20 protein-coding genes are annotated in these 18,851 nt (G+C 36.6%); 1 reads left to right on the top strand and 19 read right to left on the bottom strand.

Translation table 11 applies throughout. The features are described from left to right. Positions 1 to 9: 9 nt before the first annotated feature. The 8 genes from rpsC to rpsJ all read right to left on the bottom strand — a co-directional run bounded on the left by rpsC (position 10) and on the right by rpsJ (position 4,198). Positions 10 to 744, bottom strand: coding sequence for a 30S ribosomal protein S3 (gene rpsC / locus AC1EJ5_RS01005; RefSeq protein WP_311480431.1), 735 nt, complete (start codon positions 742 to 744; stop codon positions 10 to 12). Positions 745 to 751: 7 nt separating this feature from the next. Further along, positions 752 to 1,093, bottom strand: coding sequence for a 50S ribosomal protein L22 (rplV, locus tag AC1EJ5_RS01000; RefSeq protein ID WP_308748995.1), 342 nt, complete (start codon positions 1,091 to 1,093; stop codon positions 752 to 754). Between the two features lie 9 nt (positions 1,094 to 1,102). Next, the gene (gene rpsS, locus AC1EJ5_RS00995) at positions 1,103 to 1,390 is read right to left on the bottom strand and encodes a 30S ribosomal protein S19 (RefSeq protein ID WP_004826896.1); all 288 of its coding nucleotides are present in this window, start codon (positions 1,388 to 1,390) and stop codon (positions 1,103 to 1,105) included. Between the two features lie 9 nt (positions 1,391 to 1,399). Then, positions 1,400 to 2,233, bottom strand: a complete 834-nt coding sequence (rplB, locus tag AC1EJ5_RS00990) for a 50S ribosomal protein L2 (RefSeq protein WP_223418047.1) — start codon at positions 2,231 to 2,233, stop codon at positions 1,400 to 1,402. Between the two features lie 11 nt (positions 2,234 to 2,244). Continuing rightward, a complete protein-coding gene (rplW, locus tag AC1EJ5_RS00985) occupies positions 2,245 to 2,538 on the bottom strand; it encodes a 50S ribosomal protein L23 (RefSeq protein WP_223418049.1) in 294 nt (97 codons plus the stop codon). Then, a complete protein-coding gene (rplD, locus tag AC1EJ5_RS00980) occupies positions 2,538 to 3,161 on the bottom strand; it encodes a 50S ribosomal protein L4 (protein WP_479813976.1) in 624 nt (207 codons plus the stop codon). Before rplD ends, rplW begins: the two co-directional genes overlap by 1 nt. Positions 3,162 to 3,171: 10 nt before the next feature. Further along, complete coding sequence (gene rplC / locus AC1EJ5_RS00975; RefSeq protein WP_223418053.1) at positions 3,172 to 3,807, bottom strand: 50S ribosomal protein L3; 636 nt, start codon at positions 3,805 to 3,807, stop codon at positions 3,172 to 3,174. Positions 3,808 to 3,886: 79 nt separating this feature from the next. After that, positions 3,887 to 4,198, bottom strand: a complete 312-nt coding sequence (gene rpsJ, locus AC1EJ5_RS00970) for a 30S ribosomal protein S10 (RefSeq protein WP_004826901.1) — start codon at positions 4,196 to 4,198, stop codon at positions 3,887 to 3,889. Between the two features lie 424 nt (positions 4,199 to 4,622). Between rpsJ and AC1EJ5_RS00965 the strand changes: the two genes are divergently transcribed. Then, on the top strand, positions 4,623 to 6,545 hold the full coding sequence (locus tag AC1EJ5_RS00965) for an FAD-dependent oxidoreductase (RefSeq protein WP_479813974.1): 1,923 nt from the start codon (positions 4,623 to 4,625) through the stop codon (positions 6,543 to 6,545). 237 nt (positions 6,546 to 6,782) lie between these two features. On the opposite strand, the gene AC1EJ5_RS00960 is transcribed toward AC1EJ5_RS00965, so the two are convergent. From AC1EJ5_RS00960 to AC1EJ5_RS00910, 11 genes are all read right to left on the bottom strand, one after another. Further along, positions 6,783 to 7,718 (bottom strand): 2-keto-3-deoxygluconate permease, encoded by a 936-nt coding sequence (locus tag AC1EJ5_RS00960; protein ID WP_479813972.1) that lies wholly within the window; start codon positions 7,716 to 7,718, stop codon positions 6,783 to 6,785. Positions 7,719 to 7,868: 150 nt separating this feature from the next. Then, the gene (locus AC1EJ5_RS00955) at positions 7,869 to 9,122 is read right to left on the bottom strand and encodes a TRAP transporter large permease (RefSeq protein WP_479814002.1); all 1,254 of its coding nucleotides are present in this window, start codon (positions 9,120 to 9,122) and stop codon (positions 7,869 to 7,871) included. 25 nt (positions 9,123 to 9,147) lie between these two features. Next, positions 9,148 to 9,636, bottom strand: a complete 489-nt coding sequence (locus AC1EJ5_RS00950) for a TRAP transporter small permease (RefSeq protein ID WP_479813970.1) — start codon at positions 9,634 to 9,636, stop codon at positions 9,148 to 9,150. 11 nt (positions 9,637 to 9,647) lie between these two features. After that, on the bottom strand, positions 9,648 to 10,538 hold the full coding sequence (locus AC1EJ5_RS00945; RefSeq protein WP_308748989.1) for a C4-dicarboxylate TRAP transporter substrate-binding protein: 891 nt from the start codon (positions 10,536 to 10,538) through the stop codon (positions 9,648 to 9,650). 159 nt (positions 10,539 to 10,697) lie between these two features. Beyond that, positions 10,698 to 11,729 carry a zinc-binding alcohol dehydrogenase family protein gene (locus AC1EJ5_RS00940; protein ID WP_308748988.1) on the bottom strand — a complete coding sequence of 344 codons (1,032 nt, stop codon included), beginning with the start codon at positions 11,727 to 11,729 and terminating at the stop codon, positions 10,698 to 10,700. An 8-nt stretch (positions 11,730 to 11,737) separates the two neighbouring features. Further along, positions 11,738 to 13,219 carry a UxaA family hydrolase gene (locus tag AC1EJ5_RS00935; protein ID WP_308748987.1) on the bottom strand — a complete coding sequence of 494 codons (1,482 nt, stop codon included), beginning with the start codon at positions 13,217 to 13,219 and terminating at the stop codon, positions 11,738 to 11,740. Next, positions 13,216 to 14,664, bottom strand: coding sequence for a tagaturonate reductase (locus AC1EJ5_RS00930; RefSeq protein WP_308748986.1), 1,449 nt, complete (start codon positions 14,662 to 14,664; stop codon positions 13,216 to 13,218). Before AC1EJ5_RS00930 ends, AC1EJ5_RS00935 begins: the two co-directional genes overlap by 4 nt. Continuing rightward, complete coding sequence (locus tag AC1EJ5_RS00925) at positions 14,664 to 15,626, bottom strand: LacI family DNA-binding transcriptional regulator (RefSeq protein WP_308748999.1); 963 nt, start codon at positions 15,624 to 15,626, stop codon at positions 14,664 to 14,666. The genes AC1EJ5_RS00930 and AC1EJ5_RS00925 overlap by 1 nt, the downstream gene beginning before the upstream one ends. 413 nt (positions 15,627 to 16,039) lie before the next feature. Then, complete coding sequence (locus AC1EJ5_RS00920) at positions 16,040 to 17,032, bottom strand: sugar kinase (RefSeq protein WP_308748985.1); 993 nt, start codon at positions 17,030 to 17,032, stop codon at positions 16,040 to 16,042. A 63-nt stretch (positions 17,033 to 17,095) separates the two neighbouring features. Beyond that, on the bottom strand, positions 17,096 to 18,121 hold the full coding sequence (locus AC1EJ5_RS00915) for a PfkB family carbohydrate kinase (RefSeq protein WP_479813967.1): 1,026 nt from the start codon (positions 18,119 to 18,121) through the stop codon (positions 17,096 to 17,098). Then, positions 18,121 to 18,747: a bifunctional 2-keto-4-hydroxyglutarate aldolase/2-keto-3-deoxy-6-phosphogluconate aldolase gene (locus AC1EJ5_RS00910; RefSeq protein ID WP_223418084.1), complete on the bottom strand. Its 627-nt coding sequence runs from the start codon at positions 18,745 to 18,747 to the stop codon at positions 18,121 to 18,123. The genes AC1EJ5_RS00915 and AC1EJ5_RS00910 overlap by 1 nt, the downstream gene beginning before the upstream one ends. Positions 18,748 to 18,851: the final 104 nt, after the last annotated feature.

Raw genomic sequence — 18,851 nt, 5'->3', positions numbered from 1 at the left:
TCTTTAAGACTAATTTTGTCCCTGATTATTTCTGTTTGGACGTCTATTATTTCTTTTCTTTCTTCTGTTATTTTGTGGAGCAGCTAGTTTTGGTTCTCTTTCAGCTTTTTCTCCTGGAAGAACTTCACCTTTGTAGATCCAAACTTTGCATCCGATTTTACCGTATTCTGTGTCTGCTTCTGCAAAACCGTAGTCAATATTTGCTCTTAGTGTTTGAAGTGGAATTGTACCTTCTGAGTATCCTTCACTTCTTGCCATATCTGCTCCGCCAACTCTTCCTGAAACCATAGTTTTAATACCCTTAGCTCCAGCTCTCATTGTTCTTTGGATAGATTGTTTCATGGCACGTCTAAATGCAATTCTGTTTTCTAGTTGGTTAGCAATATTTTCAGCAACTAGTTGGGCAGATAAATCTTGGTATTTGATTTCTTCAACGTTGATGATGATTCTTTTACCTGGAGCGATTTTTTCAATCTTAGCTTTTAGTTCTTCAACTCCAGCACCACCTCTACCGATTACCATTCCTGGTTTTCCTGTGAAGATTGTAATCTTTAGGTTGTTTACTGCTCTTTCAATTTCAATATCTGCAATTCCAGCTTCAAAAGCTGTCTTTTTGATAAATTCTCTTATCTTTACGTCTTCTACTAGAAGGTCAGAAAAGTCTTTTTTATCAGCGAACCATTTGGAGTCCCAATCTCTGATTACGCCTACTCTATATCCTTTAGGGTTTACTTTTTGTCCCATATTAATCCTACCTTTCCTCTATATCCGCTAACACTACGCCGATATGACTTGATCTTTTTAATATTGGGTATGCAGCACCCTTAGCTTTAGGTCTGTATCTTTTCATAGTTGGAGCATCATTTGCGTATGCTTTTTCTACGTATAGATCTTCTCTATCAAGTCCGTTGTTGTTTTCAGCGTTGGCAATGGCACTTTTTAGCACTTCTTCAAGTAGTCTTGCACCTTTTTTGTTAGTAAATCTTAAGATGTTTAGTGCTTCGTCTACTTGTTTGCCTCTGATTTCTCTTGCTATATAGTTAACTTTTAGAGGAGATATTCTTTGATATTTAGCTATTGCTTGTACTTTCATTTATCTCTCCTAACGCATTTTGCTTTTCATTTCAGTTGCCTTTTTAGCGTGGCCTCTGAATGTTCTTGTTGGCACAAATTCGCCAAGTTTATGACCTACCATATCTTCTGTGATATAGATTGGAACGTGTTTTCTTCCGTCATGAACTGCTATTGTGTGTTCTACAAATTCAGGGAATATTGTAGAACGTCTTGACCATGTTCTAATTACTTTCTTTTCATTTTTTTCATTTAATTCGTCTATTTTCTTCATTAAATGATCATCGACAAATGGTCCCTTTTTAAGTGATCTAGCCATTATATCCCCCTATTTTTCGTTTCTTCTTCTTACGATGTATGCAGAAGATTGTTTTTTCTTATTTCTAGTCTTAACACCGATAGCTTTCTTGCCCCATGGTGTCATTGGAGCTGGTCTACCAATTGGTGCTCTACCTTCACCACCACCGTGTGGATGGTCTACTGGGTTCATTACTGATCCTCTTACGTGAGGTCTCTTGCCTTTATATCTAGATTTACCTGCTTTACCTACTCTTATAAGTTCATGTTCAGAGTTTCCTACTGTACCAATAGTAGCTTTGCAGTTTAAGTGTACCATTCTCATTTCACCGCTTGGTAGTCTTAGTGTAGCAAATCCGCCTTCTTTAGCCATAAGTTGTGCGCCAACTCCGGCACTTCTTACAAGTATAGCTCCACGGCCTGCTCTAAGTTCTACTGCGTGTACTGTTGTACCTACTGGAATGTCTTTTAGTTCAAGAGCGTTACCTGGTTTGATATCAGCATGTTCGCCAGATTCGATTACATCGCCTACTTTTAATCCTTTTGGAGCTAGGATATATCTTTTTTCACCATCAGCATATGCTACTAGTGCGATATATGCGCTTCTGTTTGGATCGTATTCGATTGTTTGTACTCTTGCTGGAATATTATCTTTATCTCTTTTGAAGTCGATAATTCTATATCTTCTCTTAACTCCGCCGCCACGGAATCTTACTGTTGTTCTACCTGTATTGTTTCTACCAGCCTTGCTTTTAAGGTCTGTAGTTAGTGCCTTGTATGGCTTTGCTGTAGTAACTTCTTCAAAGGTACTTACTGACATATTTCTATGTCCGTTTGATGTTGGTTTTAATTTTCTAATAGCCATCTAAGTCCTCCTTATAGTCCGTCGAAGTATTCAATAGCTTGGCTATCTTCTGTTAGTTCAACGATAGCTTTTTTCCAGTCAGCTCTTTTACCATAACCATATCTGGTTCTAACTTTTTTACCTTTATAGTTCATGGTTCTTACTGATTTAACTTTTACGCCATCAAAGATTGCTTCTACTGCAGCTTTGATTTCTGGTTTATTAGCGTTTTTGTCTACTTCAAAAGTATATTTGTGTTCATCAAGCATTTCCATGCTTTTTTCTGTGATTATTGGTCTTTTGATTATTTGATAAGGTGCTTTCATTAGATAAATACCTCCTGAAGTTTAGCAATAGCGTCTTGTGTTATTACTAACTTGTCGTGTCTTACTAAATCATAAACATTTATTAATCTAGCTTCAGCTACTTCTACACCTTCGATGTTTCTAAATGATCTATATACTAATTCGTCTTTTTCAGCTGTTACTACATATGCTTTTCTGTCAGCATTTAAGGCTGTAAGTGCTGCTTTAGCTTCTTTTGTTTTAGCATTAGCTAGCTCTAGGCTATCTACTACTACCAATTCATTATCATTAAGTTTAGATGTAAGTACTGAGTAAAGTGCTTTTCTTCTTAATTTCTTTGCTAGTCTGTAGCTGTAGTCTCTTGGCTTTGGTGCAAATACAACACCACCACCTGTGTAGTGTGGAGCTCTTATAGAACCTTGACGAGCACGTCCTGTTCCTTTTTGTCTGAATGGCTTTCTTCCACCACCACGTACTTCAGCACGAGTCTTAGCTGATTGTGTACCTTGTCTTTTATTTGCTAGTTGGTTTTTGATTACTTCGTAAACAGCGTGTTCGCTTACTTTTGTAGCGAAGATTGTTTCGTTTAGTTCAAGTTCGCCAACATTTTCTCCCTTAATATTTAAAATATTTACTTTAGGCATTTTATCCTCCTTAGTCTAGGCTTTTAATAGCTTGTTTAACTTCAACAAGTCCACCTTTAGGTCCTGGTACTCCGCCTTTTACTAAGATGTAGCTATCTTCAGCGTTAACTTTTACTAGCTTAACATTTTGGATAGTTACACGATCGTGTCCCATTTTTCCTGAACCTTTTCTACCCTTGAATACTCTAGATGGGTCAGAACCTGCTGCTCTAGCACCTGCTACTCTGTGAGATTTTGAACCGTGGCTTGCTGGACCTCTTCCGTAGTTCCATCTTTTGATAGCACCTTGAGTTCCCTTACCCTTTGAAATAGCAACTATGTCTACTAGTTGACCTTCTTCAAAGATGTCAACTGTGATTTTATCACCAGCTTTTAATTCGGTTTCTTCTTCACCAAGGTTAATCTCTTTTAGGTATCTCTTGTATGAAGCACCTGCCTTATCAAAGTGACCTCTGATTGGCTTTTTAACGTTCTTTTCTTTCTTGTCAACTGTTCCTACTTGGATAGCGTTGTATCCGTCTACGTCTTTTGTCTTAACTTGAACAACTACGTTCTCGTCAGCTTTTAGAACAGTAACAGGAGTAATAACTCCGTCTTCGTCGATGACTTGAGTCATGCCTACTTTTGTTGTAAATATACTCTTCATGAGTCCTCCTTAATTACAGCGGATTGATCAATCTAGTTAATCCTTATTAACCTTTAACCGTCAATCATCCTAATTACAGTTATAATTTAATCTCTATATCAACACCAGCTGGAAGATTTAACTTCTTTAGCGCATCTAATGTCTTAGCATTAGGTCCGATGATGTCGATAAGTCTTTTGTGAGTTCTTTGTTCAAACTGTTCTCTGGAATCTTTGTATTTGTGAACCGCTCTAAGAATTGTAATTCTTTCGATTTCTGTTGGTAATGGAATTGGTCCACTTACTTCTGCTCCGCTTCTTTTTACCGCTTCTACGATTTTCTCTGCTGAGCTATCGATAACTTCGTGATCGTAAGCTCTAAGTCTGATTCTTATCTTTTGTTGATTAGCCATTTTCCTCTCTCTTTCTTTTACGCCCGTCCGGGCGTTTGATAATTTTTGGAAATCGCTTAGGATTATTCCTAAGCTCGCTCTGTCAGAGTTTCCTTATGCATTGGCCTATACATAAGCAACATCTAACTTCAAAGCACTTATATATAATACGACAATTAAGCGTATTTCGCAAGTTTTTTTCTAGGTTTTACAATTCTTTTTATTTATTAATAAAAAAAATAAAACACTAGTAAAAAACCCTGCTAGTAAATATACCAGCTAGGTTTTACTTTTCAAGTTTATATACAAATATTTTTTATTTTTCATTCCCTTCTTTATATATAGGATATATATAGGATTAATATGCTTATGTTTTAAATATCTCAATATTGCCAATATATTTATTCTATGTTAAGATTTAATTAATCTACATAAGGAGGGAATTATGAAAAACAAATTATTGCTATTGCTTTTAAGCGCTTCTATTTTAGCGTCTTGTCAAAATGACAATGCTGATAAAAAAGAAGAAGTTAAAAGCCAAGAAAAATCTCAAGAAACTTCTGAACAAAAACAACCAACTACCGATATAGCTTACAAAGAAGGCGAATACAAAGCTGTTGCCCAAGGTGTTGACGGTGATGTTGAAGTCATTGTTAAACTTGGCAAGGATAAGATAGAGTCAGTTGAAATCGGCGAAGAAAACGAAACAAGCGGCATTTGCGAAGCTGTCTATGAGACTATTCCTAAAGCTATAGTTGATAACCAATCTTTAGCAATCGACAATGTTTCTGGTGCAACAATCACATCTGCCGCTGTAAAAACTGCTGCAGCAAAGGCCATAGAAGAAGGATCATCAAAGGAAGTTGTTGATGCCCTTAAGAAAGCCCTCGTTCCTGTCGATGTAAAAGATGAAGAATTTGACTACGATGTTGTTGTAGCAGGCGGTGGATTTAGCGGAATTGTATCTGCTTATAGAGCTGCTAGCAATGGTGCAAAAGTTGCCCTTATCGAAAAGAACGGCCTTCTAGGCGGTACATCAATCACAGCAAGTGGTAATATGCTTGCCGCTCCAACAGAAGCTGACAAGGAAACAATGAAAACAGGCTGGCTAAACAGGTCTTGGGCCCAAGATCTAAACCCAATCGACATGGAAATGCTAGATGCCCTTATCGATGTTTCACCAAAATTAATGCAAGTTTATGATGAAATCGGCGTTGATTACAGGACTGAACCAAGCGAAAAAGATGGGTCTATTACTGTAAAAATTAACCCAAATGAAAAATCTAAGAAAAACGCAGAAGCAATCACCATCCCATCTAAAAAAGCAAATGCCAAGGGTGCACCAAACCTTATCGCAACCTTTGTTAAAAAACTAAATGATTTGGGAGTTGATATTTACCTAAACACCCCAGCTACAGAATTAATAAATGATGACGGAGTTATCAAAGGAGTAATTTCTGATTCTAAGACCGGCAAGAAAACCTTCAACGCTGACGCAGTAGTCCTTGCAACAGGCGACTACGCAAGAAACCCTGAAATGGATAAGGAATACAACAAGAGGGGTGCTGGTGAATATTCTGCATCTGCTATAGGTAACACCGGTGACGGCCACAAACTTGCCCTAGAAGCAGGCGGTGTTATGAACCCATTCCAAGAATCAATGTCAGGTGTATTTAACGCCAACCCACACGACTACCCAATGGTAGGCGATCCTACAAATGGTTATCCATTCGAAGCTATCCTTCTTAATATGGAAGGCAAAAGGGTATTCAAGGAAGACGGTGGTTCTCACCCACAAAAATTTGAATTCGTAAGAGAAGATGGACAAAATACAGCTTGGGCAATTATGGATAGCGAAATCGCTCCAAACCTTCCACACTTGGAAGAATACCTAGAAAAAACTGCCAACAATGACAAAATTATCAGAGTTTACAAGGCAGATACTATTGAAGAATTAGCAAAATTAATGGAACTTGACCCAGAAGTAGTCAAGAAAGAAGTAGACAGATACAACGAACTAGCCAAGGCTGGAGAAGATACAGACTTCGGTAAAGACCCTAAATTCCTCAAAGAATTTAAGGCAGAAGGTCCTTACTACGCAGCTTTGATGTACGATGCAACCCGTGGTGTTTTCGGCGGAATCAAAACCTCTCCAAGGGCTGAAGTTGTAGACAAAGATGGCCATGCAATCCCTGGACTTTATGCATCTGGTGTAATCTCATCAGGTCAATTCTTTGGCGACTTCTACCCAGGTAGACAAGCTATAGGTGTAGCAGGCTATATGGGTTATATAGCAGGTGAAAATGCAAGTGCCTTTGCAGATGAAAGTGTTGCAAATGACTTTGCAGATAAAGGCGATAAAAAATAAAAATAATTATGCAGTAAAATTAAAATACCCTCTTTGCACGAAAGCAAGGAGGGTATTTTTGTTTATGCAAGTAAACCAATGCCACGAGATCATTCTGACTGATATTTTACTTCGAGCAAAGTCGAGAGGATAGGAGGAATCTCACAAATTACAATTATTTAATTATCTTTAGCAAATTATTTTCTTATATCTCCTATTTACCAAAAATATGACCTATCTCTTTATAACCTATAAAATTTATTTGCTCTTATAAAATTTCATCCAAAGGCTAGCCGCAAGTGGAACTAAAAGTGAAGTCATAATCACAACAGTCCCCAATTGAGCAGCAGCCAAATTCTCATAAGCCTGCCATGATGGATCAAGATTAGCCACAAGAGCAGGTACAATAACAGAATTGCCCGCAGCTGTATAGGTCGAAATCGCAGCCCAACCCGGTCTCTTGTTGATAAAAATATCTGCCGGCAAGGAAATAACAAAGGCAGCTCCTACTGTAAGGAAGGATAAAACAAGGCCAGCCAAGCCTCCTGTTAGGATAGCCATAAGATCAATGCCCGCTCCAATAGCAAATCCCAAAAAAGGCATGATATATTTTTGGGTCCCAGCCAGGAATTCACAAAAATTCTTATCGATATTGCCAAGGACAACCCCGGCAAGTAGGGGTAAACTAAGATCTAAAATCGAAGTTGGAGTAATATCTGCAATCCCAAGCATAGACAAGGTCAAAAAAGTAAAAATCGGCACAGAAATTATTGCAGTAATAGCCGCACTCGCCACATCATATTCATCCCCATAATCAGAAATAAGGCCAATAAAAAGTGCATTGTTATGGTTAGAAATCGCCGCTATAAAAGCAAGAGCAGAAATCCCCAAAAATCCATCCCTACCAAAAGATTTAAAAAATAAAAATCCCAAAACAATAGCAGTAAGCCATTTTGCCAAAAATAAAACAAGCCCTCTCTTAAGAGCAAGCTCAAGCCTCTTAAAAGTAAGCTGGCTACCAACAGCAACCAGAGTTACATCAATCAAAGCATTAAGGCCATCTTTGCTAGTAAGAGCCGCAGTCATAGGCCCAACCTGTAAAAACCCAGGCGCAAAAGTATTCAAAATAGAAGCCAAAAACATAGGCACCACAATAATCCCCGCGGGCACCCTCTTAAAAAATCTAGAAATCATATTTTCCTCCGTGATAGGGTTATTATACCTAAGTAAATCCAATCTCAAAAATCAAAATATGTAAATTTAAAGAGTCGGCAATATAACCGACTCTTTAAGAAGGGTATGTTAGAATGTTATTCTTTAAGCAATTATCTTATCTAAAAATTATTAATAGAATAAATCAACCAATCCAGTTGTAAATATTGGCACGTATGTCAATAATAGAAGATTGATTAATAATAGTATATAAAATGGAACCGCTTCTTTTATAAAGTTAGCTGTTTTACATTTTGTTATACTACAAGTTACGAACATTAATGTACCCATTGGTGGAGACAATGCTCCTATAGCATTATTGAAAATATAAATCATCGCAAATTGTATTTCATTAATTCCATATTGGGCTGCTATTGGTGCTAGTAAAGGAACAAGAACTATCATTGATGCATTTCCTTCAATAAACATACCTACTAATAGTAAAAATATATTTATTACAATTAAGAATACATACTTATTTGAAATAACAGTCATTATATAAGCGGTCAATTGTTGAGGGATTTGTTCCTTGGTTAAAATCCAAGAAAATACAGATGCTGCTGATACTATTAGCATTATTGATGATGTTGTTGTAATAGTTTCTTTAAGACCAGTGATAATATTTTTTAGCTTAATCTCTCTATATATTATTCCTAAAAATAAAGAGTAAACAATAGCTACGGCACCGGCCTCAGTAGCTGTGAATATTCCTATCCTTATACCACCTATTATGATTATTGGTAAACAAAGTGGAAGCAAGGCAGGTTTTAAAGCCTTAAAAAACTTTTCAGCTGTTACTTTTTCATCACTTATTACGCCATAAGATCTTTTCTTTGATATTACCCCAACTAGAATCATCATACTTGCACAAAGTAAAGTACCAACCCCTATACCAGAGATAAATAATTTTCCGATTGATACGTTGGCAATTACCCCATATAAAATCATTGCTATTCCTGGAGGAATAAGTGGAGTGATCATTGATGAAGCTGCTGTTACAACTGATGAGAATTCCAAAGAAAATCCTTTTTTAGTCATTTCAGGAACTAGCATCTTTGATTGCATAGCTGCGTCAGCTATATTAGAACCTGATAACCCTCCCATTAGGGTTGATAATAATACGTTAACTTGTGCTAGACCACCTGGTAACCTAGCTGTTGCTACTTCACAGAAATCCATTATTCTTTTTGTAACACCAGTATAATTCATAAAAATACCAGCACATACAAAGAACGGAATAGCAAGTAAAGATATACTTTCAACTCCAGTTATAGCTTGCTGGGCAAATATTATTGGATTTATACCAGGATTTAATAAGAAATATACCGCTGAACCACCCAATATAGATATAAACACAGGTACCTTCAGAAATAGCAATGCAAGCATCACTATGGCAGATAAAATTAAAATATTATGCATTTAATTCTCCTCCTTCTTCAGGATACTTCAAACCATAAAAGTAATTGAAAATCATCAATATAAATGAAGCTGGTGCTATAGCATATATTAGGCTATATGGTATGTTCAATATACTTGTTGATCTACCACTAGTAATAAATATATTTATAAAACCTAAGCTTACATAAAATAAATATCCCAAAACAAAAACTACTACAGCAGAAATAAAATATGTAGCAATTTTTTGTACTTTCTCTGGAAATAAGTCTACTACCATTTCTATGGCAACGTGATTTCCTGTCCTAAAAGCTACTGTAGCTCCTGCAAATACAATCCACACCATACATGCCAATTGTACTTCTTCCATCCAGGTGAAAGGAGAGTTCAATACTCTCCTCCATATAACACCTGCAAATGTTAAAACAATAAGAAGACAAAGTGTAATACTAGCTATTATTGCATCAACATTCAAAATACATCTAAAAAATTTATTGTCTTTCACTATAAATTCACCTACTTACCCATAGCAGCCTTTACTTTTTCATAAAGACCTTCTGACCAACCAAACTCATCAGAGTGAGTATAGAATGATTCTGCTTTTTCTTTGAAGCCTTTCATTACATCTGCATCAGGTACAACTACATTAACACCTTCTTCTTTCATCTTGTTTAAGTATTCTTCTTCTTGTTTTGCTTGTACCTCGTTATTGTATAGACCAGCTTCATTAGCGGTGTCAATTAACATTTGTTGTTGTTCTTCAGTTAAAGATTTAAACCAATCTGCTGATACTACAAATGTTGTAAAGTTCTTTACGTGTGCATCTAATATTAGGTTCTTTGCAACTTCGTGTAATTTTCTACCATATAGTGTAGATATTGGGTTTTCTGCTCCATCTATTGTTTTTGTTTGTAATGCTTGATAAACATCTCCTAGAGCCATACCTACAGATGTAGCTCCTAATGAGTCAAAGCCTATAGATTGGATTTTGTTTCCTGGAACTCTGATTTTCATTCCTTTTAAGTCATCTACATTATTAACTGGATTAACAGTCATTGTATGTCTGTCCCCGTAAACCCAATTTGAAGATACAATCTTTAAACCTTTTTCTTCAAGTTTATCACATTGTTCTTTATACCAATCTGAATCAACTAGTTTCCAGCAATCATCCCAAGAATCAAATAAGAATGGAGCAAACACAATACCAAAATCATTTACACCATAATCAGCGTAAAATGCACCGTCTGCTAATGTACATACATTTTCTCCTATTAACATAGAGTCTATGATGTCAGCCTTGTCTCCCATCTGTGAATCTGGGAAAATTTCTATTTTCATGTTTCCGTTAGATTTCTCACTAAGAAGATCTGCCCATTTTTGTACACCTTGTCCTAGAGGCTCACTCATACTATTTTCAAAAGCAACTTGTAGTACGACTGGCTTATCTTTTCCATTATCGCTTGTTTTATCATCTTTTTTGTCATTATTTCCTGCTGAACAACCTGTAAATAATAATGTTGAAGCTAGTGCTAATCCTAATATTTTTTTAAACATATAAATCTCCTTTTATTTTGTAAAATCTATTACTACTTTTAACATGTGACCGCCCTTATTGTTATCAAAATCATTAAAGGCTTCTTTTACATCGTCCATTTTGTATGTGTTTGTTATCACTTTTTCTACCATTTCTTGATTGTCTTTTACCAAGTCAATAAGGTCTAAAAAGTCTTCCTTAAGAGCATTTCTTGAACCGAAAATATTAAGTTCTTTTTTCTGTATTATGGTAAAATTAAAATCTAAATTTTTCTTACCTACTCCTATTAGTACTACATTTCCTCCGAAGCATGATGCATCTATACAATTTTGGAAAGTTTGTGGCAAGCCAACAGCTTCTATGCAGACGTCAAATCCTTTGTTATCAGTAATTGTATCTACGCTCTTTTTGAATTCTTCTTCGCTTGAGTTAACTATTTTTCCATCAAAGCCAAAGTTTTCCATTGCATAGTCTAATTTTTCTTCTGATACATCACATATGTACACTTCTGCGCCCTTTAATTTTGCACTTAATGCTGCAAATACCCCTATGGTACCTGCTCCAACGACTAATACCTTATCTGATTTTTTTACTCCTCCTCTCTTTACTCCATGCCATGATATGCAGAATGGTTCTATTATTGTTAATAACTTAGGATCAAGTCTTTTTCCATCATAAATTCTCTCTAATGGCATACTTATGTATTCACTAAATGCTCCTTCTCTCTGAACTCCCATTGTTTGGTTGTCAGTACAAGCATTAACTAAGCCCCTTTCACAAGAATAGCAGTGTCCGCAGTTAAAATATGGATTACAGGTAACTTTCATTCCTTTTTTTAATCCGTATTCATTATTTTCATCTATATCCACTATCTCTGCAGAGAACTCATGACCAGGTGTTCTTGGATAATCAAAATATGCAAAGGTTCCTCTATATGAACCTAAGTCTGATCCACAGATTCCTCCATAAAGAATCTTTAATAGGGCTTCCCCTTCTTTTCTTTCTGGTTTTTCACATTCTTGTATTTCTACTTGACCAGGTTTTACAATTTTTATTGTTTTCATATTACCTCCTATAAAGTTACTCCGTCTTTAAAGATTGAAATTTCTCTAAAGTCGTATTTTTCGTTGTTAGTTTCTTTGCCGCTGGCTACTTCTAGTAAGTAGGCTATAAATTCATCTCTTAACTCTTCAAAGCTTAGGCCTTCGCTTATTACCCTGCCTGCGTCAAAATCTATCCAATTTGTTTTTTTCTTGGCTAATTCTGTGTTTGTTGACATCTTCACTGTTGGTACTATCGATCCAAATGGATTGCCCCTGCCTGTTGTGAACACTATTAGGGTACAACCGCTTGCTGCAAGGTTGGTGCAGGATACTTGGTCGTTTCCTGGTCCGTTTAGGAGGTTTAATCCTTTAACATGACTTTGTTCTCCTAGGCCTAGGACATTTTCTACTTCTGAGCTTCCTCCCTTCTGTATACATCCTAAAGATTTGTCTTCTAGGGTTGAAATTCCACCATCTTTGTTGCCTGGTGATGGGTTTTCATATATATTTTGCCCGTGGCTTTTGAAGTATTCTTTGAAATTATTAATCATACTTACAATATCTTCAAAGGTTTCCTCATCTTTGGCACGGTTCATAAGGAGTTTTTCTGCCCCAAACATTTCTGGAACTTCGGTTAGCATTGTTGTCGCACCGTTTTTTACCAGTTTGTCTGAAGTATATCCGCACAATGGATTTGCTGTTATACCTGAAAATCCATCTGATCCTCCGCACTTAAATCCAACTGTTAATTTAGAAATTGGAAGCGCTTCCTTTTTGAACGTATTTCTATAGCCAACTAGGTCATCAATTAAATCCAGACCTGTTTGGTATTCGTCTTCCACTTCTTGAACAGTTAAGAATTTTACTCTTTTTTCGTTATATGGTTTTATATATTCTTTAAATTCGCTAATTACATTGTTTTCGCAACCCAGGGATACAACTAAGACTCCAGCTGCATTTGGATTTTTGATTAATCCAGCTAGGATATCTCTAGTCATTTCTAGGTCATCGCCTAGTTGTGAACATCCATGGGTGTGGGTTATAGCTTGGAAGGTCACATCTGGATATTTTTTGCTGGCCATTTTTACAAGGTTGTTACAAGTTTGGTTGATACAACCAACTCCTGGCACAATCCAAATTTCATTTCTGATTCCTGCCCTGCCATCTTCCCTTAAATAACCTTGGAATTTAAGGCTTTCATCAAGCAAGTCATCTTTTAGATTAACTTCTTTTTTGTCATAGTCATAAGTAATTATGTCAGAAAGGTTGGTCTTTAAGTTATGAACATGGACCCAGGATCCTTTTTTTATATCTGCTAGGGCATGGCCTATTGGCATGCCGTATTTTACGATATCTTCGCCTTTATTCATATCTTTTATGGCGAATTTGTGACCTCTTTTTATATCTTCTTTAAGGCTTAGGTCAAATTCCTCGATTTTAAGGTCTTTTTCCAGGTCTCTTACAGCTATGGCCACATTGTCATTGGGATTAATTTTTAAATATGCTTTCATATTTCCTTCATTACCTCCCTTATGGACTTAGCCTTGATTTCTTCGTAGTATTTCTTAACCGCTTCTTTGAAATCTCCAAGTTTGCTTAGGTCGTATCCCCAAATATCAGAATCTAGAACTTGGTCAATATAATTTTCATCCTTTGCTTTTGCTGCGAAAAATTCAAGTAAGTCTTGGTCATCTTTTACTGGATATGTCTTGCCATTTTCGTCTTTTCCGAAGTATCCTTCGCTTGTTTCTTCTATCTCATAAAACCTAATTAATGATGCTAGAGAAAAGGCAAAGTGTTTTGGAGTCTTTCCACTCTCATTGTAGAAATCAACTATGCTTGGTAGGCACCTAGCGTTGAATTTTGAAATTGAATTTAGTGTTATAGATAAAAGTTTGTGGTCTACGTATGGATTGTTAAATCTAAGGAAAACTTCATTTTTAAACTTAAGCAAATCTTCTTTTGGAAGGTCGATGTTTGGAATTACCTCTTGGTCAATCAAATCATTTAGGTAGTTTGCAAAGACTTCATCTTCCATAAAATCCCTTACAATGTCGTGGCCGTGGATAACAGCTGCTGGCACTGTTGAGGTATGACCACCGTTTAGGATTCTTACCTTTCTCTTCTTGTATGGAGCTACATTGTCAGTCCAAATCACATTGCAAGGAAGGTTTTCAAATCTAAAGTCCTTAGCTCTTTCCTTATCGCCTTCTATAACCCAAAGGTTAAATAACTCTGAAAATACTAGGAGTTTATCTTCGTAGCCATTTTCCTTAAAAAATTCTTGCGCCTCTTCTGGAGAAGGTCTACCAGTTACAATCCTATCTACAAGTGTAGATGTGATGTGGTTGGCTTTTTTGAACCATTCTTTGAAGTCATCCCCAAGACCCCAGTGATCTATGTGTTGGTTTACATATTTTTCTAAATAGTATCCATTATTGTCAATTAGCTCTACTGGGAAGAATACTAGGCCCTTATCTAAGTCACCGTTATATTTTTTGTATCTAAAGTATAAAAGTTGGGCAACTTTGGCCGGGAAAGAATCTTGAACTTGGTCTTCCTTGAAACCTTCTTCGTGGTAGGAAATACCAGCTTCTGTGGTGTTTGAAATTACATATTTAAGGTCTTCGCTTTCCACAAATTCCTTATAAGCTTTAAAATCAGCGTATGGGTTAATGCCCCTTGAAACTGACTTGATTACCCTATTTTCAATCTTCTTGCCAGTCTCACTATTGCCCCTCATTGAGAGAGTGTAGATGCCGTTTTGTTCATTAATTAAATCTACAAGGCCCGATGCAATCGGTTGGACAATTACTACATCGCCTGGTTTGCTGTCTTTCTCATTTGAAAGGTCAATCATCCAGTCAACAAAGGCCCTAAGGAAGTTTCCCTCCCCGAACTGTAAAATAGTCTCTTTTCTGTTTTCTTTTTTCACAATCTCCGAAATGTTTTGCATTATGTTGTCTCCTTTACTACCAATTCTGGTTTTATAACATTATCTCTTTTTACTTCTTTATCATTTATCAATTCCACAAGCAGGTCTACTGCAACCTTAGAGTGGTCGTAAATCTTATGGTCGATTGAGCTAATTCTTTTTTGTGTATAATCAGTTGTTAGCTGGTTATCAAAACCGATAATTCCAATATCTCCTGGCACATCCAATCCCTTATCTGTAAAAAACTTAAAAAGTTTAATTGCTATATTATCGTTTTCACACTGGATTGCATCAATCCCTTCAGCCTTAATTTTATTAAGCAAGTCTTCATAAGAAGAATCATCCAAGAAAAATTCTATATAAGCATTATTTTTATAATATTTATTTAAGGCATGCTCATAGCCCCTCTTTTTTTCATTGAAAGCCCTGTTGTTCTTGCTTCTTGTTATGTAGACAAAGGCTGGTTTTTTGTATTCCTTTGATTTTAGGTAGGCCAAGGCCTGGTCCATGCCATTTTTTTCGTCACAATAAACGCTTACAAGGTTTTCATTGTAGTTATTTAGCTGAACTATAGGTATGGTCTTGTTTAGCTCTATAGCCTCATCAATAAATTCTTTTTCATTATAATCAGAGCCGATTGTTATAATCCCTTCAACTTGTTGTTGCTTCTGAATCTTTAGATTTTTTATTTTTTCATCAAGATCCCTAGTAGTGTTTGACAACAAGGTCCTGTATCCATATTCCTTAAGTAAATTATCAATCTCATAGCAAGCCTGTGAATGGAAATAATTTCTTATATCAGGAACCAAAAGGCCAATCAATGAAGATTTTTTGCTAGCCAAGGATCTGGCAATATTGTTTGGACTGTAGTCTGCCTTTTTTATGATTGCCTCAACCTTATCTCTAGTCTTTTGACTGACACTGCCCGAATTATTCATAACTCTAGAAACAGTTGAAATTGAGACATTAGCTTCTTTGGCTATATCATAAATATTTAAATTATCTGTCTTGATATAATCGCCCCCATAAGTTAAATTTCCTAAAATGGAAGCGCTTCCATTTTGTATAAAAATAAAAACATTTTAGGAGAATTTTTGTTAATTGTTATTAATTATTGTATTTTTCTTTAAGAAAGCGCTTCCCTAATGTTTGATAACAATATATCACATATAAAAACGTTTGTCAAATATTTCTCATATTTATTTTATTTTCATAAGTATAATTGTTTAATCCCTTGGTATTTGAACTTCTGAAAACACTTTTTATTTTTGATGTTTAAGATTTTCCTAAGTTTTTTTAAGAAATTTTCTATTTTTTCCTTAAGGCTTAACATTTTTTTTAGATTTTCCCAACAAAAAACACCAAAACTTTTACTAGCTTTGGCGTTTTGTTATTTTTAATGAAACATCATTCTTCTGTTTCCTGATATTAGGGACCTTACTTGTCTTTCTGTGAAGATTGCGAAGTCGCCTTCCATGGTGTGTTTTAGGGTTGATAGGGCCACTCCAAATTCTAGGGCGTCGTAGATGTCGTTTCCTTTGAATAGCGAGTTTATTAGGCCTGCTGCGAAGGCGTCTCCTCCGCCGATTCTGTCTACTATATCAAATTCGTAGGCACGGGTTTTTATGTATTCGTCCCCACAATATGCTCCTGCTGATAGGGAGTTTCTTGATGCTGAGTAGGATGTCCTAATTGTTGATATGGCGTATTCTAGGTCGTATTTTTTGTATAGGTCTATTAGCATATTTGCTAAACTTACGTTGTCAAATACTCCCTTAAATGATGAGTGAAGGGTTGGGAGGACTCCTATTAGGATGTCTACGTCGTTTAGGATTGTTTTATAAAAGGCAGCCGCTTCTTCGAGTGGCCAGAGGTTTGCCCTGTAGTTAAGATCAAAGATGACTTTTACTCCAAATTCCTTTGCCCTTTTTATGGCATAGGTAGTCAGTTCCCTGCCTTCTTCTGATAGGGCAGCTGTGATTCCTGATAAGAAAAATATCTTGGCATCTTCAAAAATCGCCTGCCAGTCATATTCAAAGTATCTAGCCTTGCTCATGGCTGAGTGTTTTCTGTCATAAATTACCTTTGATGCCCTAAGGCCTATGCCGTTTTCTGCAAAGTAGATTCCTATTCTGTCTCCACCTAGGGCTGTATAATCCATATCTATACCGTAGTTTCTTAGGTTGTTTAGGCCTGCATAGCCTATTTCATTGTCAGGTAACCTTGTTATATATTTTACTTTTTGGCCAAGGTTGGCTAGGGCTATGGCCACGTTGGCTTCGCTGCCTCCATAGATAGGTCTGAAAGATTCAGCCTGGACTAATCTCTCGAAACTCGGTGGAGAGAGTCTTAGGACAAGTTCTCCCATGCATACTATTTTATCTTTCATTTTTTACCTCGATTTTTATAAAAAAATAAGCAGGATGAAGACTCATCCTGCTTAAATAGTTATCTATCTTTGTACTCTGCCTGATGTGTCTCCACCAACTAGAACTTCTACTTCTTCTCTAGACATGTGGTTGTAGTCACCTTTGATGGTGTGTTTTAGAGCTGATGCTGCTACACCAAAGTCAAGGGCATCTGCAGCTGATTTGCCGTCTAATAGACCTGTGATTAATCCTGCTGCGAAGCTATCTCCGCCACCTACTCTGTCTACGATTCTTACGTCGTATTGTGGAGCTTGGTGGAAGTCTTTGCCGTCATAAATTAGGGCTGACCAACCGTTGTCGCTTGCTGAGTATGATTCTCTAAGTGATGAAGCGATCATATCGAAACCAAATTCTTCTCTCATTTGTTTGAAGATTTCGTGGTAGGCTTCTACATCTAGCTTGCCGCTTGTTACGTCAAGTCCCTTTGGTGTAAAGCCAAGTGATAGAGATGCGTCTTCTTCATTTCCGATACATACGTCTACATATTGCATAAGGTCTTTCATTACCTTTTGAGCTTCTTCTGGTGTCCAAAGTTTTGCTCTGTAGTTTAGGTCGATAGAAACTTTTGCACCTGCAGCCTTAGCTGCCTTCATAGCTTCTTTTGTAATTTCTGCACCATTTTTAGAAATAGCTGGAGTAATACCTGAAGTGTGGAACCATTTAGCATTTTTGAAGATTTCTTCAAAGTTAAATTCGCTTGGATCTGCTTCTGCTATTGCTGAGTTTGATCTGTCGTAGATTACCTTTGATGGTCTTGAAGATGCACCAGTTTCTGAATAATAGATACCAACTCTTTCTCCGCCTCTTACGATGTAGTTTGTGTTTACGCCGTATCTTCTAAGTGAATTTAGGGCTGCTTGGCCGATTTCGTGGCTTGGTAATTTTGTTACATAGTAGGCATCAAAACCATAGTTTGCAAGTGATACTGCTACGTTTGCTTCTCCACCGCCATAGATTGCGTCAAAGCTTTCTGCTTGGACAAATCTTTCGTATCCTGGTGTGGATAGTCTTAACATGATTTCGCCTAGGGTTACTACTTTTTTGCTCATTATTTTCTTACCTCCGCAATTTTTTCTAGATATTCTTTAGCTTTTTTGGTTATTTCTTCACGGCTACCTTTAACAAGGTTTGAACCTGCACCTACAGCTACTACACCTGCATCAAACCAATCTTTGATGTTTTCAAGGCTTACACCGCCTGTTGGCATGATTTGGAAGTGTGGGTATGGTCCGTGGATAGCTTTTACATAAGATGGACCTGCTAGGGAACCTGGGAATAGTTTGATAATATCAACACCGTACTTGTATGCTTCAAGCATCTCAGCTGGTGTAACGCATCCTGGCATATATGGAATGTTGTAAATATTACACATTTTTGCTACTTCTTTATCAAAAGATGGGCTAACTACGAATTTTGCCCCATTCATTATTGCAAGTCTTGCTGTTGTTGGGTCAAGAACAGTGCCTGCTCCAAGGAGTGTGTCTTCTGGAAGTTCTTTTTGGATTCTTTGGAATACTTCGATAGCGTTTGGGATTGTAAAGGTTACCTCAAGAGTATTGATACCTCCATCGATTAGGCCCTTGCAAAATTCTATAGCTTGGTCAGCAGAATTTGCCCTTACAACTGGAACTATTCCAAGTTTTGTGATTTGTTGAATTGTTGTTACTTTGCTCATTTATTACTCCTTTCTAAAATATATGCTAAACAATAAAGCAATTTTTTCTTTTTCTGATACCATTGTGCGGCAATTTTTTTTAATTTCAAGTGAATGGAAAACAA

The organism is Anaerococcus sp. C0059F3 (assembly GCF_056590475.1).
Note: the sequence above shows the minus strand (reverse complement) of the source record. Positions and strands in the feature narration are given on the sequence as shown.

Excerpts from the sequence above, each read along its gene's own strand:
- rpsC (WP_311480431.1), bottom strand. The coding sequence starts at position 744 with ATGGGACAAAAAGTAAACCCTAAAGGATATAGAGTAGGCGTAATCAGA.
- rplV (WP_308748995.1), bottom strand. The coding sequence starts at position 1,093 with ATGAAAGTACAAGCAATAGCTAAATATCAAAGAATATCTCCTCTAAAA.
- rpsS (WP_004826896.1), bottom strand. The coding sequence starts at position 1,390 with ATGGCTAGATCACTTAAAAAGGGACCATTTGTCGATGATCATTTAATG.
- rplB (WP_223418047.1), bottom strand. The coding sequence starts at position 2,233 with ATGGCTATTAGAAAATTAAAACCAACATCAAACGGACATAGAAATATG.
- rplW (WP_223418049.1), bottom strand. The coding sequence starts at position 2,538 with ATGAAAGCACCTTATCAAATAATCAAAAGACCAATAATCACAGAAAAA.
- rplD (WP_479813976.1), bottom strand. The coding sequence starts at position 3,161 with ATGCCTAAAGTAAATATTTTAAATATTAAGGGAGAAAATGTTGGCGAA.
- rplC (WP_223418053.1), bottom strand. The coding sequence starts at position 3,807 with ATGAAGAGTATATTTACAACAAAAGTAGGCATGACTCAAGTCATCGAC.
- rpsJ (WP_004826901.1), bottom strand. The coding sequence starts at position 4,198 with ATGGCTAATCAACAAAAGATAAGAATCAGACTTAGAGCTTACGATCAC.
- AC1EJ5_RS00965 (WP_479813974.1), top strand. The coding sequence starts at position 4,623 with ATGAAAAACAAATTATTGCTATTGCTTTTAAGCGCTTCTATTTTAGCG.
- AC1EJ5_RS00960 (WP_479813972.1), bottom strand. The coding sequence starts at position 7,718 with ATGATTTCTAGATTTTTTAAGAGGGTGCCCGCGGGGATTATTGTGGTG.
- AC1EJ5_RS00955 (WP_479814002.1), bottom strand. The coding sequence starts at position 9,122 with ATGCTTGCATTGCTATTTCTGAAGGTACCTGTGTTTATATCTATATTG.
- AC1EJ5_RS00945 (WP_308748989.1), bottom strand. The coding sequence starts at position 10,538 with ATGAGTGAGCCTCTAGGACAAGGTGTACAAAAATGGGCAGATCTTCTT.
- AC1EJ5_RS00940 (WP_308748988.1), bottom strand. The coding sequence starts at position 11,729 with ATGAAAACAATAAAAATTGTAAAACCTGGTCAAGTAGAAATACAAGAA.
- AC1EJ5_RS00935 (WP_308748987.1), bottom strand. The coding sequence starts at position 13,219 with ATGAAAGCATATTTAAAAATTAATCCCAATGACAATGTGGCCATAGCT.
- AC1EJ5_RS00930 (WP_308748986.1), bottom strand. The coding sequence starts at position 14,664 with ATGCAAAACATTTCGGAGATTGTGAAAAAAGAAAACAGAAAAGAGACT.
- AC1EJ5_RS00920 (WP_308748985.1), bottom strand. The coding sequence starts at position 17,032 with ATGAAAGATAAAATAGTATGCATGGGAGAACTTGTCCTAAGACTCTCT.
- AC1EJ5_RS00915 (WP_479813967.1), bottom strand. The coding sequence starts at position 18,121 with ATGAGCAAAAAAGTAGTAACCCTAGGCGAAATCATGTTAAGACTATCC.
- AC1EJ5_RS00910 (WP_223418084.1), bottom strand. The coding sequence starts at position 18,747 with ATGAGCAAAGTAACAACAATTCAACAAATCACAAAACTTGGAATAGTT.